This window comes from Flavobacterium quisquiliarum (genome assembly GCF_019308285.1).
Lineage (GTDB): Bacteria > Bacteroidota > Bacteroidia > Flavobacteriales > Flavobacteriaceae > Flavobacterium > Flavobacterium quisquiliarum.
In genome coordinates, this window is sequence record NZ_WWEM01000039.1 from 140,519 (window position 1) to 155,665 (window position 15,147).

The window sequence follows — 15,147 nt, forward strand, 5'->3', positions numbered from 1 at the left end:
TCAACAATTAATCGATAATTATTTACAAAGAAAATAGCAAAACAATGACATTTTACTTTATTAAAACATGGTTGCTGATTATACTGTTCAGTCTTTTAATTTCAGGTGGTTTATTGTATCGTTTTTTTGAGATACAAGATGAGACTAAAAGTTTCTGGCTGATTATACTTTCCAATTTGTCCTTTTTTTTCTCTTTAAGATTTGTTTTGTTCTTGTCTCTCTCATCCGTTACCATTTTTCTGAACCATTATGAACCTATTAGAAAAAACAGATTTTATTCATTAGCAACTTATTGCCTGATTTCGTTTACAACATTGTTTTGTTTTATGATAGGCGATTTATCTGTAAAGGAATTTAATTCCGATATACTCCTATCGGGCTGGAATTTTTTAGCAATGCTGGTTTTACCTCATTTAATAATATGTCTCACTGCTTATTTATTTTTTAGAAGAATGTTGAAAAACAGAAAAATTGACTAAGCTTTCACTTTCAAGTTTAAACAAATTAAAGTACTTTCGTACATAACGAATAATAAATTAAAATCCACAACTGTAAAATGACAATAAAACCGTTCCTATTATCTGCCTGTTTTTTAATCTTATTATCTGCCTGCAACAAAAAGGAGTCAGCTAAATCGCAACAGCAGGACTTATCAAAAAATACAACTGTAGAAACCGATTCTTTACAGGAAGGTGAAGCAACTCCGAGAAAAGAAAGTATCAATTTGTTTACGGTTATGCCAAAAGACAGTAGTGATATTGCTTTTGTTTCGCTTTCGGATATTTATCCTGTAGACGACGAAAAAGATACTCTTGCTTTACCTAACATTGAAAAACTAGGAAAACATGATGCTCAGTATTTTGCTTTTTCTAAAAACTATAGAAAAAGATTTCTTTCTAAAACCAACATTCAAGAAACCGATTCTGTTTTTGTTTACGATTATGCCAAAAACAAATTGGCTTCTTTTTTAGTCAAAAATTTAAAAACGGTGGCGATGTTAAACGGTTATTCTTCAGAAGAAGACTGGCCATATCATAATTACGATTTTATGATTGGTTTTGAAATCAACAAAAAAAATCTAAATGGATTTAGTGAATATTATCGGGATGCTTTGGTCTATGTTGGTAAAGAAAATCCGTTTTCGAAAGAAGGTTTAAAACCAATTTCATGGAAAAAAATTGCTCAAAAAGAGTATCCGTCTAAATCTTTAAAAAAAGAAGATAAAAATACGCTAAAGGGCACCAACGCTGGAAATACTTATTCTTATCAAACAGGCAGTTATCAGTATTTTTTACAGGATTATCTAGATAGCAATAAAATAATTTATGCCAGACGTCTTTTAGTTACTGATTCCAAAACCAAAGAAATCATAATTGAAAAATTATACAGTCAAAGCGAAGGCACATCTCCTACTTCATTAAATTATGAAAACGGAGACGATGCTGTTGAACAATATACAGGAAAACTTTTTAAGAATAAACCAGAAGTTGTCTTTGGTTTTTTATATGAATCTTTTGGCTGTCCAGCCATTTCTATTATAGATAAATCAAACGAAGAAATTTACCTTCAATGTGATAATCGCCATTAAAATAATAATCTAAAAATATTTTTATGAGAATTTCAGCTTGGTTTTATAGTATAAATCTTCAAAAGTCCTTTGATTTTTACAAAAAGGTTTTTGATCTTGATGAAGAAGATTTAAAAAGTTCAAAAGGTTTTTCTGTTCCAATTGGCAACCATTTTGAACTTAAAATAAGTACCGAAGAAAGACCTCTAAACACAGGAAATATTGAGATAAATGAAGCCAATATAGGGGAAACATACGAAAGATTTATTAAAAATCATGTTACCGAAACTTCAGAATCAAATCCTCACAAAATGAAAAGCAGTACATTTTCCGGCCCTTGGGAATATCCCGACGGAATGGCATTATTCTTAAAAGACCCTGATAATCATTCTATTCTCTTTATGGAGTGGTAATGGGAATTCATGCCGGAAACTTTTTTATATCTAAAAACGAAATTTAAAATATTACAAAATCATGTCTGAATTAAGTTCTCTATTCTGTAAAGTAAAAATCACCAAACTTCAGCTTGACAAATTTTTAAGCAGTCCTCCCGAAAAACCAGAACTAAACGATAACTGGCTAAAATGGTGGGACAGTCGAAAAATGTATTCTAAAATGCCTCTGACCAGCAAATTACTTCGTTTTTATGACGATAATAATAGCAATGAAGAAATTCTCAACGGCTGGATTAGCTATCAGGAAGCAATGGCTTTTTCAGATTATGATGAAACTACCCAAGAATGGCATTGGGGAATTATGTTTTTTAGTGAAAATTATTTGGAAATGCTTCCAATGTTTGCATTTATCATTAGTCTGGAAAAATATGTAAGTGAAAGTGTAGAAAATATGGCAATTGTTTTTCCTTTCTTTTGGGGAGACAATGGTGTACATGTCTATATTCATTTTGAAGAAGGAAAAGCCATTTTAAGTCCAACGGTACAAACAACCTACGACATTAGTCCTGAAATGCTAACTTATACAAAAGAATACCTCAATAAAAAGTGGGATGACTTAACAAAAGATATGGAACTAGATTAAAAAATTCAATTATGGATATTACCCATTCTTTTACCGATTCTGTTTTTAAACAATATGTTCTGGAGAATTTCTCTCAGGATAAAACAACAATTCAAACAAATGATGTCGAAAATATTGTTTCACTGGATTTGAATGTACAAAAGTTAAAAAATCTAAACGGATTAGAATATTTTACTTCTTTAAAAAGTTTAAACTGTTCTTACAATAAACTTCAGTCTATCGATGTCAGCCATAATTTGCAGTTAGAAGAATTAATCTGTAATGAGAATGAAATTCTGTATCTTGATTTATCAGCCAATACAGCACTTCAGCATTTGAACTGCGGTTTCAATCGGTTAAAAAAAATAAATCTGAAACATAATCCTCTTCTAAAAGAGCTTATCTGTCATTGGAACTTATTGACCGATCTTTCTACAGAAAACAATCCGCTTTTAGAAGAACTCGACTTCTCATACAATCACATTTTTGGAATAGAATTAGGAGAAAAACCTCATCTTAAACATTTAGAATGCAGTCAGAATGGTTTATTGAGTCTCGATTTGAGCGGATGTATTTCATTGCAAACCTTACGATGCAGTAATAATGTACTCAAACAGCTTAATCTCCAAAACAACAAAGAACTCGAAGATTTACGTTGTTTTTATAATCATATTTCCATTTTAGATATTAGTCAAAATACAATGCTTAAAAGACTGTACTGTTCAGACAATAAAATATCTGGACTCGATACAAGTCACAATCCTAAATTAGAATCCTTAGATTACGCCAATAATCTTATAAAAGAAGAAGATTATATTATTGACGGAATTGCGGTTTTCAAATATGATATTTCGTCCTCAAATTATTCTGCTTCCTTAGTTTTTGAAGATTCCGAACTTTACGTTTCAACAGAAGCCCGAACCCAAAAAGAAATTGAAAAATTAAGTTCAATCATTACAAAACTGTATAAAAATTTCGCTCAGCTAAATCAGAAAGCTTTGGCATTTATTCAGCAAAAACATCCAGATGAAAATATTGAAATTCTAAAACCATCAGAGATTATTTTTAATGATGAAGAATCGTTCAAAATAGGTTACGATGCCGGCGATTCTCCTGCTGGCAGGTTATTTTTATATGTTTCTTTTGATGCAAAACTTAAAATGAGCGATGAAATAATTTATGAGACGTATTGATTTTTTCTTTTATTAAAAAATAAATAAAAGCCATTTCAAACAGAAGTGGCTTTGTTGTTTTTAGTTGCTCACTATTAACTTATTATAATACAATTATAACTTTTACTAGCTCTCTTCCAATACTTCTGCTTTTAATTTTATTTCCTTAACACAACCTGTTTTGGAACACTTATGCAACTAAAAAAAGAACTCATACAACAAGTACACAACATTATTTCCGATGCAAAAAATAGAGCCATCCGTTCTGTCGATAAGGAACGAGTGCTGATGTATTGGCAAATCGGAAAAGTGATTTTGGAAGAAGAACAAGACGGTAAAGAAAGGGCAAAATATGGCGAATTTATCATAAAATCATTGTCCAATGAACTCCAGCCCAAGTTTGGCAGTGGCTTTTCAGTAAGACAATTGGAGAGATATAGACAATTTTACAGAATATTTCCAAATACGTCCGCACTGCGGACGCAATTTAGCTGGACACACTATAAAACATTATTAAGTATTGCAAATGAAGACAAACGAACATTCTATATTGCTGAAACAGAGAAAAACAACTGGACAGCCAGAGAATTGGAAAGACAGGTAAACAGTCAACTATTTGAACGTCTTTTATTAAGCAACGATGTAAAATCGGTATTGAATGTTGCCAGACAGGAAAAGCTTCCAACAGAACCGAAGGATATTATCAAAGATCCAATGATATTGGAGTTTTTAGGATTAAAACGAGAAGCTTCTTACTATGAAAAAGATCTGGAAAATGCAATCATCACACATTTACAAGATTTTTTACTCGAAATAGGCAACGGATTTTCTTTTGTTGCAAGACAAAAGCGCATACATCTTGATGGCGATGATTTTTTTGCTGACCTTGTTTTCTACAATCGGCTATTACAAGCTTTTGTTATTGTGGAAATCAAAACAGATAAATTAACGCATCAGGACATTGGACAATTACAGATGTATGTAAATTACTTTGATCGTTTTGAAAAACAAGATTTTGAAAATCCAACCATCGGAATTTTGTTATGTGCCGACAAAAACGATGCAATGGCCAAAATAACCCTCCCTGAAAACAACAAAACAATTATCGCAAGTAAGTATCAACTATATCTCCCAACCGAACAACAACTAATAGCCGAAGTAAAAAAGGAAATAGAAAAATTGGATGATAAAGAATAATTTCTGTTGAAAAAATTTCTTTTAAATCTATTCTCTTATATATTTAATATAATATTTCAAAAGATACATCGGAAAAAAAGCTAACGCGACAGGAACATACATACCCTGAAAAGCATCATCAAAATTTAATACCATTTTTTCCAACATAACTAAAAGAAAAGAAGCAAGAATGGTAAATATCCAGTAAGTCTTTTTTTCATTTTCTTGGTCAAAATAAATAAATACAGAAGAAATAAAAAGAAGAACATAGAGAATGAGGTTAACAAAAAAGACCATAATTCCAGCTTTTTTGTCAAGATCATTTCTAAAATGATAATGTGTAAAGAATACTAATAAAATAAATCCAGCTATTAAATCTGAAATCAAAAATGTCCCCCATTTGACACTTACATAAGCAAAAATAGCTACGAAAACGAAGAAAACAAAATATCCAATCATATTGATTTTAATTTTTTGTTTAAAAAAGATTATTTAATCAAAAACCCCATCCTTATCGATCCATAAAAATATCCAGCATTGGTATCAATTCCGGGATCTCTTAATTCTCTTCCGCGATAAAGAAAAGAATACGAAATATTAAAATTGTTGTGTCGGTATTTTAAGCCGGCTTCTGCATTAAATCGAAGCGGTTCCAAGTCAAAAGTAACCGGACTTGTATCATTAAACATACTGCCTTCTATCGTGGCATCATAAAACTGATAATTGACACTTGGCATGGCATAAAAGTAAAACTCTCTAATATCTGTTTGTACCTGTGAGTTTACAGAAGCATGATACATATTAGAATCATAGATTGGAAGCAGTTTTTTAAATCCAAATCTCGCCATAAAACCAGTTGAAAGTCCTGTGAAAATAGTTCCTAAATTGGCTTCGGAATGAAAGTGCAAATCGACAAAATCATTGTGTTTTGATGGAAACATTTTTTTAGAATACATTACATGCGCCTGGACAGCAAAAGCATTATGCAATTGATTTTCCCAGCCATAGACTTTTTTGTATCCAATAATTTTATGAAATCCAACCTGAGTTTCTTCTCCCAAAGCATTTGGCCCCATAAATCCTAACTGGAAATTAGTCTTTAAAACGGACTCGCTTTGATAAAAGAAGCTTCTTCCAGCTTCTGCAAAAAGATAAGCAGTAAAAGGACGATCGTTTATATCGATTGCAGTTTCATTGATAAATCTCGGATTATAAATGTATTGTCCAACACGAAATTCTGTGACTTTCTTATTGATTTTTTCATTATCATTTTTTGATAAAAACCGATAAAAAAATTCCAATCCGTTGGTATAATACATATCGTTTTTAGACGAAGTGTATAAATCATTGTCTGATATAAAACCTATTTCTGAAGTTTTTCCTTGTCCAAAAGTCAACGTTGTGGTCAAGATCAGAAAAGCAAAAAGAGCTTTTTTACTTTTTCTCATCTCCTTTATAATTGATTTTTCCAACGTATCGCATTTCGCGGACAATTCGTTCTTTTCTTCTGTTAATATAGCTTGAAGAACCTGTAGCTTTAAATTTTCTCGGATTTGGAAGAATTGCTGCAATTCCCGCCGCCTGCATTGGCGTTAAACTAGAAGCATCTCGGCGGTACCAATGTTCTGTTGCGGCATAAGCTCCGTAAACTCCGTCCCCCATTTCAATACTATTTAGGTAAACTTCCATGATACGTTCTTTACCCCAAATTAGTTCAATCAAAACAGTAAAATAAGCTTCAAGACCTTTACGGAAATAACTTTTACCCTGCCATAAAAAGACATTCTTAGCGGTTTGTTGTGAGATTGTACTTCCTCCACGAATTCGGCGTCCGCGTTCATTACTTTTATAGGCTTTTTGAAGCGCTTTAAAATCGAAACCGTTGTGTGTTAAAAAAGTAGCATCTTCGCTGGCAATAACTGCTTTTTGCAGATTCATGGAAATTTTTTCAATCGGTTCCCAATCGTGGTCAAAGTAAACTTCTTTTCCAGCCCATTTATTTTCGATGGCACGAATAAGCATTAATGGCGTAAACGGAACTGGAACATATTTAAAAAATATAACCGACCCAATAGATATTCCAAAAAACCATAAAGCAGCTTTTATAAAAAACCATTTTATTCTTTCGCCCCAAGAACGATTTCCTTTCTTTGAAGCCGTTTTAGGTTTAGGTTTGCTTGCGGTTGTTGTTTTTTTAATTGGTCTTTTGGTTACTCCCATTATATTAAATCTGCTAATTCTGTTCCTATTAAACTGCCTATTGCCACTCCCATTCCGCCTAAACGCACTCCACAAAACACGTTTTCAGACAGTTGAGTTACAACAGGATTTTTACTATTTCCGATTCCCATAATGCCACTCCAACGGTGTGCAATCTGAAAATCCTGATTTGGTAAAATTACATTTTTCAGTAAATCTTCCAATTTATTTTGAATAATTTTCGTCTGACCAAATTCAGTTGTCGTTTCACCTTCAAAATCTAGGTTTCTTCCTCCGCCTAATAAAATTCGATCATTTATATTTCTAAAATAATAATACCCTTTATCTAAATGAAACGTTCCTTTTATGTCTAAATTATGAATCGGTTCTGTAATTAAAACCTGTGCTCGGGCTGGTTTAACTGCTCCATTTGTGAGAGATCCGGCAAAACCATTTGTAGCAAAAAGCAGTTTTTGGGTTTTAAAACTAAAATCATTTAGAACTACTTCAGCATGATTTCCTGCATCTGCGTAAGAGGTTACGGTTTGCTGATTGAGAATTAAAATATTCTCTGAAACTGCTTGTCTTAGTAATTCCTGCATCATATTTCCGGTATCAATTTGTGCTTCAAACGGATTAAAAATTAAATAATCCTGAACATTTCCAAATCCAAATCGGTCTGTTTCTTTGGTAAAAACATCTGTTTTAAAAAGTGGTTTTAAGATTTCGTTGATAAACGGCATTCTCGAAATACATTCATTAAACCCGAATTCATCTTCTTTCAAAAACAATTCATAGCCACCATGAGGTTTAAAATCTATTGCCGAATCTCCAAGTTTTTTTCGAAGCAACTGCAAACCTTTCCATCGTTTTTCAATCAGAGTTACAACATCTTCTTCTGAATGTGTTTTTAAATCTTCCAAAATTTCAGAAAGACTCCCGAAACAGGCAAAACCGGCATTTTTGGTACTCGCACCTTGCGGCAACATACCTCTTTCTAAAACCAGAATTTTAGCTGCTGGAAATCTTTCGCGTAAGCGCAAAGCAGTATGCAGACCAACAATGCCACTTCCTACGATAGTGTAATCTACATTCGTGAACCAGTTTTTTAATTCCCAATAACTTAATTCCATTTTTAGAGTTTTTTATAAAAATAATGATTTTTTTCCGCCACGAATTCACGAATTATATTTTGATAATCTTTGTGAATAAAAATTTGTGAATTCGTGGCGAAAAAAAATATCGCAGGTAAGTTTAGAATTTTAACAATAATTGGGATTTGGAATTTAACTAATTGGATTTTAATTGTTGTATTTTTAGCGCCACAAAAAATAGAATAATTGATTATGAAAAAAGTAGTATTAACAACCTTAATAATGATGAGTTTAAACGCTATCGGACAGAATGTAATGTCGCCGGAATTGTTATGGAAATTAGGAAGAGTAACACCTCTTGGCATTTCTAAAGATGCAAAAAATGTTGTTTTTAAAGTTTCTACACCTTCTGTTGAAGAAAATAAATCGTCTTCAAAATTGTATACGATTCCTGTAACAGGTGGAAATGCAGTTGAAATTAAAGACACTAAAGACATCTTAACAGACAAAAACATTTCTCCTGACGGAAAATATGTTGTTTATAACGAAGAAGTAAAAATCGACAAAGTTTTAGGTAAAGATTTTTATCCAAACCTGACAAAATCGGATGCGCAAATCTACGACGGATTAGATTACCGTCATTGGGATACCTGGAACGAAGGGAAATTCAACCATGTTTTTTATAAAGAAAATAAAGACGGCGCAAAAGGAATCGATATCTTAAAAGGCGAAACTTTTGATTCTCCGCAAAAACCTTTCGGTGGTGACGAAGATTATATCTGGTCGCCAGACAGCAAAAGCATTTTGTACGTTTGCAAGAAAAAAGCAGGAACGGCTTATGCTATTTCTACCAATACCGATATTTATGAGTACAATTTGGAAACTCAAAAAACGGTTAATAAAACAGATGGTAATTTAGGTTACGATACAGCGCCACAATTTTCTCCAACAGGAAATTTAACTTGGTTGCAAATGAAACGTGACGGTTATGAGTCTGATAAAAATGATATTATTGTTGAGTTTAAAGGAATGAAACAAAACTTAACAGCAAACTGGGACGGAACTGTAGATAATTTTATCTGGAGCAAAGACGGAAAAACAGTATTTTTTGTAGCGCCAATTGATGGTACAAAACAAATTTTTTCGGTTAATTTTCCTGGCTTGACTAAAATCGCAATCAATGTTCAGCAATTGACAAAAGGAGATTTTGACGTAAATGATTTAGTTGGATTTGCCGGAGATGATATCATCGTGACTAGAACAGACATGAATCATGCTGGCGAAATTTTTTCTTTTAATTTAAAGAAAAACACTTGGAAACAACTTTCTAATGTAAATACTGAAACGTACAAATCTCTAACATTAAGCAAAACAGAAAGACGTTACGTTACCACAACCGACGGCAAAAAAATGTTGGTTTGGGTAATTTTACCTCCAAATTTTGATGCTTCAAAAAAATATCCAACTTTATTATACTGCCAAGGCGGCCCGCAAAGCGCATTGACACAATCGTATTCTTTCCGTTGGAATTTCTCATTAATGGCTGCTAAAGGTTATGTAGTCGTTGCGCCAAATCGCCGTGGAATGCCAGGACATGGTGTAGAATGGAACGAGCAAATCAGTAAAGATTGGGGTGGACAAGTTATGGACGATTACCTTTCTGCAATTGATGATGTTGCTAAAGAAAGTTATGTTGACAAAAGCCGTTTAGGTTGCGTTGGAGCGAGCTATGGAGGATATTCTGTATTCTACTTAGCTGGAATTCATAAAAACCGTTTCAAAACTTTCATTGCTCACGATGGAGTTTTCAATACCGTTTCGATGTTAGGAACAACTGAAGAAGTTTTCTTTAACAACTGGGATTTTGGAGGTGCATATTGGGAAAAAGATAATGCTGTTGCTCAAAAAGCCTACACCACTTTCAACCCTGCAACTTTGGTTCAGAACTGGAACCGACCTATTTTGATTTTCCAAGGCGGAAAAGATTTCCGTGTGCCAATCGGACAAGGACAAGAAGCTTTTCAGGCTGCGCAGTTAAGAGGAATCAAAAGCCGATTTGTATATTTCCCAGAAGAAAATCACTGGGTTTTAAAACCTCAAAATGCTCAGGTTTGGCAAGGTGAGTTTTTCAAATGGTTAAGCGAAACATTATAATCGTTAAAAAATTATAAATAACAGCCGTAGATTTTACATAATCTACGGCTGTTTTGCTTTATACACCTTACAATTATATAACATTATCAGTAGTTTCACTGTTCTTAAAACAGATTTTTTTAGATAAATTGCAGGACATTATAATATTCCCAAATTTCCCCAAAAACCTTTCAGTAAAATATGGAGACCAAAAAAAGTTACACCGCACTTAAAGTTTTATTCAGCTATGTTGCTTTATTGGCTTTGGTCGTAACCGTCGGATGGTTTTTGTATTCGGAAAATGTCGTTTATAACAAACTGGAAGATAAAATTGCTTTCGAAAAGACCAAAATCCTTAAAGTCAGTAAACTTTTTTCTAATGTTTACAAAACGGAAAGTTTAGCGCGACAAACCATTCAAAGCAATTCTGAAAAAGATTTTAAAAATTATTTGATTGAAACCGATTCGCTTCGTCTTCGTCTTGATACTCTAAAACAAATTGTTACTACAGAATATCAGAAAACACTTTTAGACAGTGTGACTTTTCTTTTGTCTGAAAAGACCAAAAACATCAAGCAATTAAAAGAAATCAAGAATAAAGCAGACGACGAAACTTCGGTTAATAATGCGATTGACGAAATCACAAAAATGGAGTTTAACCTGAGAAAACTCGAACTGCAGGATTTTACAAAAAACCCAAATCAGTTAGGAAGTTATCAGCGAAGTGTTCTGCAACGCTATGTTGATTATTTAAACTCCAATATTCCGGATGACAGCACCAATACGCTGAGCAAAAAAGCTTCTGATTCTATTTTGGCGAATTCTAAAAAACTCTTAAGTACCGTAAAATTAAAAGCCGAAAAGAAAAAAGAATCTTTGAATTTTGAAGAAAATAAATTGCTTCAGAACGAAATGGCAATTTCTGATCAATTAAGAAAAGTACTTCGAATTATTGAACGAGAAATCATCATCAATTCGATCAAAAATAATTCATTAAAAGAAAAATCTTTAAAAAGAGTCAACGAAATTGTAACTGCTTCTGCTGTTATCGGTTTATTGTTAACTGTATTTTTCTCTATTTTGATTGTGAGTGATTATTCTAAATCTCAGGTCTATAAAAAACAGTTAGAAATAGCCAATTTCAAGACCAAAAATCTGCTTAAAAGCCGAGAACAATTAATCTCTACGGTAAGCCACGATTTAAAAACGCCTTTGAGCACCATTGTGGGATATTCTGAACTTTTAGGCAATTCAGATGTGAATACTAAGCAGTCTTATTTTATCAAAAACATCAAAAATTCATCTGAGTATATTACACAGCTGGTTCAGGATTTATTAGACTTCTCACAAATTGAGGCCGGAAAAATTTCGATTGAAAAAGTTCCGTTTTTACTTCCTGAAATCATTGAAGATGTTGCCCAAAATATCCAGACTGTTTACAAGCAAAAAGATATTGATCTTATTATTAATGTTGATGAAAAATTTCAGAAACGCATCGTTGGTGATCCATTTCGATTAAAACAAATTCTGACCAACATTATCGGAAATGCTTATAAGTTTACAGAACAAGGTCATATCCGAATTGCTGCTTATGCGGATGAAGAGGACACTTTTACTATCTCTATTCAAGATACTGGAATAGGAATTGAAAAAGCCAATCAGAAATTAGTTTTTGAAGAGTTTGCCCAAGCGAATGAAAACATTGAAAAAACATATGGAGGCACTGGTTTAGGATTATCTATCTGTAAAAAAATTATTTCTATTTTGGGTGGCAGTTTAAGCTTGGATAGTATTTTTGGAAAAGGAAGTACTTTTACAATTCAACTGCCTTTATTTTTTGATAATAGTCAGCCTGTTCAAAATGAGGCCATAAGCAAACCTCTGAAAAACAGCAAAAAACAGACTTTTATTGTAGTTGATGACGACATCAATCTTTTGAACTTAACCAGCGGTGTTTTAAAACAAGAACAACATCAAGTTTATTCTTTCACTAATCCTTTGAAAGCACTAGAAACCATTCAAAATACGCATTTTGATTTTGTGATTACTGACATTCAGATGCCGGAAATCGATGGTTTTATGTTTTTAGAAAAGCTAAAAGAACTCCCGGAAACTACTTTCAAAAACCAGCCTGTTATTGCACTTACCGGACGAACTGATTTAGATCTTTCGGTTTACAAAAATGCTGGATTTACAACGGTTGTCAAAAAACCTTATTCGCCAAAAATTTTACTAGAAACTATCCAGCACATTTTGGATCATGAAGAAATTCCTGTTGCAGAAACAATAGAAAATGATGAAGATAGTGCTTCTCAGATGTATTCGTTAGAAACTCTAAAGGACTTTCTAGGTCAGGACGATTCTGCTTTAAAAGAAGTTTTAAAATCTTTTATAGAAAACACTCATGATAATTTAAATCTTCTGAAAACAGCAGTAAGCGATACTAACCACGATGAAATAAAATCAATTTCGCACCGAATTGCTCCAATGTTCAGACAAATTCAGGCAAAAGAAATTGGAGAAATTTTAAAGACTTTGGAAAAAGAAGATTTAAATACGCTTGACATTAAAAGTATTTATTCTGATTTAGAACAAAAAGTTATTGTTCTTTTTGAAGCATTAAAACAGGAAATATAAAAAAAGAAAAAGCGCTTCAAATAAAGCGCTTTATTCTAATTCTATATTGTATTGTTTCAATTTGTTGTAAAGTGTTTTTCGGGTAATTTTCAGAAGCTTGGCTGCTTCAGACTTATTATTCTGCGCTTTCGATAAAGCATGAATAATAGCTTCTTTTTCATTTTCAGACAATGAAAAACTACCACTCGCTGCTGACTGCTTTTGAATTTGAAAGAATTCTGCCGGAAGCACATCACTTTCTATAAAATCGCCTCTAGATAAAAGAGTCGAACGTTTTACACAGTTTTGTAATTCACGTAAATTTCCTGGCCAACTATAATTTTGAAAAATCGAAACCACTTCTGGCGAAAATCCAATGATCTCTTTATTCAATTGTTCGTTGGCTTTTTCAAGGAAATAATCGGCAAAAACCATTAAATCTTCGTCTCGGTCTTTTAGAGATGGAGACTGAATCGAAAACTCATTAATTCTATGGTATAAATCCTCTCTAAAATCGCCATTTTTTACCGCCTCGCGTAAATCTTCATTCGTAGCTGTAATAATGCGTATATCAACGTTTATTTCTTTATTGCTTCCAACGGGCTTAATTTTTCTTTCCTGAAGCGCTCGCAACAACTGAATTTGGTTTTCGTATGAAAGATTTCCAATTTCATCCAAAAATAAAGTTCCGCCATTTGCCGCTTCAAAATAACCCATTTTATCACTTATTGCTCCAGTAAAAGAACCTTTTAAGTGACCAAAAAATTCGCTTGCTGCCAATTCTTTTGGAATTGCGCCGCAATCGACCGCAATAAAATTATTATTTTTTCTCTGGCTCTGCTGATGGATGCTTTTGGCAATGATTTCTTTCCCTGTGCCACTTTCGCCAATAATTAAAACCGACATATCTGTTGGACTTACCAATTGAATATGATCCCAAAGTTTTTTAGAAGCAACCGAAATTCCTCTCACGAATTCATTTTCAGGAGAAGAAGCTGTTTTCTTTACTGCTTTTTTCTTTTTAGCAGGAGCTTCTGTTTCTTCTTGCTGTTCTTCTTTTGGAGCCTGCAATGCATTAGTAATCACAAGCAAAACCTCGTCAGGATTGAAAGGTTTCGAGATATAATCGGCTGCACCATTTTTTATGGCTTTAACTGCAGTATTAACATCAGAGTAACCTGTCATTAAAATAACAGGAATATGTGGGTATTCGTTTTTAAATTCAGACATCAAACCAATACCGTCAGAATCAGGTAAGCGAAGGTCAGTCAAAATCAAATCAAAAGATTCGTTTTTAACCGCAGTACGTGCTTCTGCAGCAGAGAAAGCAATCGTTACATCAAACATTTTTTTAATTAGAAATTTTTCTAATAATTTACAAAACGCGATGTCATCTTCTATCAATAATATCTTGGGCATTTGCTTTTAGGGAGTTTTTTGCTAAAATAAGACTATTAAAATTGGATTTTCACAAAATTATGCAAAAAAAAAAGAGATTGCACGACGCAATCTCTTTTTCACCAAAAACATAAATCTAAATTCACCTAATTATATCTTCAACCAGTTACCATTGACATCTGAGTAAACAGTAGCCTTTTGGTCTCCAACTGATATTTCTAGTTTGTACTCTTTTTTATCATTTACAAATGCTTTATCCAGTTTTGCTCCCGGATAAGCTGCCTGCAAAGCTGTTTTTACAGCTGCAGGCACAGCATCTACAGCAACTTCTGTGTATTCTGACTGAATAACTACAGTCGTTTTAGCATCTTCTGAAACAGGCAATACATTGGCATGAATTGACATTGTTCCTAGAAGGATAACTGCTGATAAGATTAACTTTTTCATGATGCTGATTTTTTTAATTATTTTTTGATGATATTACCAGAAGCATCTGTAAAAATAGTGTACTTCTTGTCTCCGCTTGAAATTTCAAGTTTGTACTCGTTTTTCGCGTTTTTATAAGCTTTTTCAAGCTTAGTATTCGGGAAAGATTTTTCAATTGTTGACTTCACTGCTGCCGGAACGGCGTCTGCAGCTACTTCAGTATATTCATCTTGAATTAGTACTGATTGAGTGATCGAAATCGCTGGAAGAACTGTGGCATTAACCGATAAACTTCCTAAAACAATCGCTGCTGATAAAACTAACTTTTTCATAATATTTATGGTTTAAA

At 33.0% G+C, this 15,147-nt stretch carries 14 protein-coding genes; 7 read left to right on the forward strand and 7 right to left on the reverse strand.

Annotated elements, in window-relative coordinates:
* The first annotated feature begins 556 nt into the window (after window positions 1–556).
* The 5 genes from GSY47_RS22480 to GSY47_RS22500 all read left to right on the forward strand — a co-directional run bounded on the left by GSY47_RS22480 (window position 557) and on the right by GSY47_RS22500 (window position 4,953).
* The gene (locus GSY47_RS22480; protein ID WP_179001892.1) at window positions 557–1,588 is read left to right on the forward strand and encodes an oxidoreductase; all 1,032 of its coding nucleotides are present in this window, start codon (window positions 557–559) and stop codon (window positions 1,586–1,588) included.
* A gap of 23 nt (window positions 1,589–1,611) precedes the next feature.
* A complete protein-coding gene (locus GSY47_RS22485) occupies window positions 1,612–1,980 on the forward strand; it encodes a VOC family protein (RefSeq protein WP_179001894.1) in 369 nt (122 codons plus the stop codon).
* 61 nt (window positions 1,981–2,041) lie between these two features.
* Window positions 2,042–2,605, forward strand: coding sequence for a hypothetical protein (locus GSY47_RS22490; protein WP_179001896.1), 564 nt, complete (start codon window positions 2,042–2,044; stop codon window positions 2,603–2,605).
* A gap of 11 nt (window positions 2,606–2,616) precedes the next feature.
* Window positions 2,617–3,777: a leucine-rich repeat domain-containing protein gene (locus GSY47_RS22495; protein ID WP_179001898.1), complete on the forward strand. Its 1,161-nt coding sequence runs from the start codon at window positions 2,617–2,619 to the stop codon at window positions 3,775–3,777.
* A gap of 171 nt (window positions 3,778–3,948) precedes the next feature.
* Entirely contained in the window at window positions 3,949–4,953 is a 1,005-nt protein-coding gene (locus GSY47_RS22500) for a PDDEXK nuclease domain-containing protein (RefSeq protein WP_179001900.1), read from the forward strand.
* 27 nt (window positions 4,954–4,980) lie between these two features.
* Here GSY47_RS22500 and GSY47_RS22505 read toward each other — a convergent pair whose 3' ends face one another.
* The 4 genes from GSY47_RS22505 to GSY47_RS22520 are packed head-to-tail and all read right to left on the reverse strand — an operon-like array spanning window position 4,981 to window position 8,264.
* Window positions 4,981–5,391 carry a hypothetical protein gene (locus tag GSY47_RS22505; RefSeq protein WP_179001902.1) on the reverse strand — a complete coding sequence of 137 codons (411 nt, stop codon included), beginning with the start codon at window positions 5,389–5,391 and terminating at the stop codon, window positions 4,981–4,983.
* A gap of 29 nt (window positions 5,392–5,420) precedes the next feature.
* Window positions 5,421–6,380 (reverse strand): lipid A deacylase LpxR family protein, encoded by a 960-nt coding sequence (locus tag GSY47_RS22510; RefSeq protein ID WP_179001904.1) that lies wholly within the window; start codon window positions 6,378–6,380, stop codon window positions 5,421–5,423.
* Window positions 6,367–7,152 carry a monofunctional biosynthetic peptidoglycan transglycosylase gene (gene mtgA, locus GSY47_RS22515; RefSeq protein WP_179001906.1) on the reverse strand — a complete coding sequence of 262 codons (786 nt, stop codon included), beginning with the start codon at window positions 7,150–7,152 and terminating at the stop codon, window positions 6,367–6,369. The genes GSY47_RS22510 and mtgA overlap by 14 nt, the downstream gene beginning before the upstream one ends.
* Window positions 7,152–8,264: an NAD(P)/FAD-dependent oxidoreductase gene (locus GSY47_RS22520; protein ID WP_179001908.1), complete on the reverse strand. Its 1,113-nt coding sequence runs from the start codon at window positions 8,262–8,264 to the stop codon at window positions 7,152–7,154. Before GSY47_RS22520 ends, mtgA begins: the two co-directional genes overlap by 1 nt.
* A 213-nt stretch (window positions 8,265–8,477) precedes the next feature.
* Here GSY47_RS22520 and GSY47_RS22525 point away from each other — a divergent pair, with 213 nt between their 5' ends.
* On the forward strand, window positions 8,478–10,379 hold the full coding sequence (locus GSY47_RS22525; protein ID WP_179001910.1) for a S9 family peptidase: 1,902 nt from the start codon (window positions 8,478–8,480) through the stop codon (window positions 10,377–10,379).
* Between the two features lie 180 nt (window positions 10,380–10,559).
* Window positions 10,560–12,995 (forward strand): hybrid sensor histidine kinase/response regulator, encoded by a 2,436-nt coding sequence (locus tag GSY47_RS22530; RefSeq protein WP_179001912.1) that lies wholly within the window; start codon window positions 10,560–10,562, stop codon window positions 12,993–12,995.
* A gap of 30 nt (window positions 12,996–13,025) precedes the next feature.
* On the opposite strand, the gene GSY47_RS22535 is transcribed toward GSY47_RS22530, so the two are convergent.
* The 3 genes from GSY47_RS22535 to GSY47_RS22545 form a co-directional block, all read right to left on the reverse strand.
* Window positions 13,026–14,393, reverse strand: a complete 1,368-nt coding sequence (locus GSY47_RS22535; protein WP_179001914.1) for a sigma-54-dependent transcriptional regulator — start codon at window positions 14,391–14,393, stop codon at window positions 13,026–13,028.
* Between the two features lie 129 nt (window positions 14,394–14,522).
* Window positions 14,523–14,819, reverse strand: a complete 297-nt coding sequence (locus GSY47_RS22540) for a hypothetical protein (protein WP_179001916.1) — start codon at window positions 14,817–14,819, stop codon at window positions 14,523–14,525.
* A gap of 17 nt (window positions 14,820–14,836) precedes the next feature.
* A complete protein-coding gene (locus tag GSY47_RS22545) occupies window positions 14,837–15,130 on the reverse strand; it encodes a PepSY-like domain-containing protein (protein ID WP_109190852.1) in 294 nt (97 codons plus the stop codon).
* Window positions 15,131–15,147: the final 17 nt, after the last annotated feature.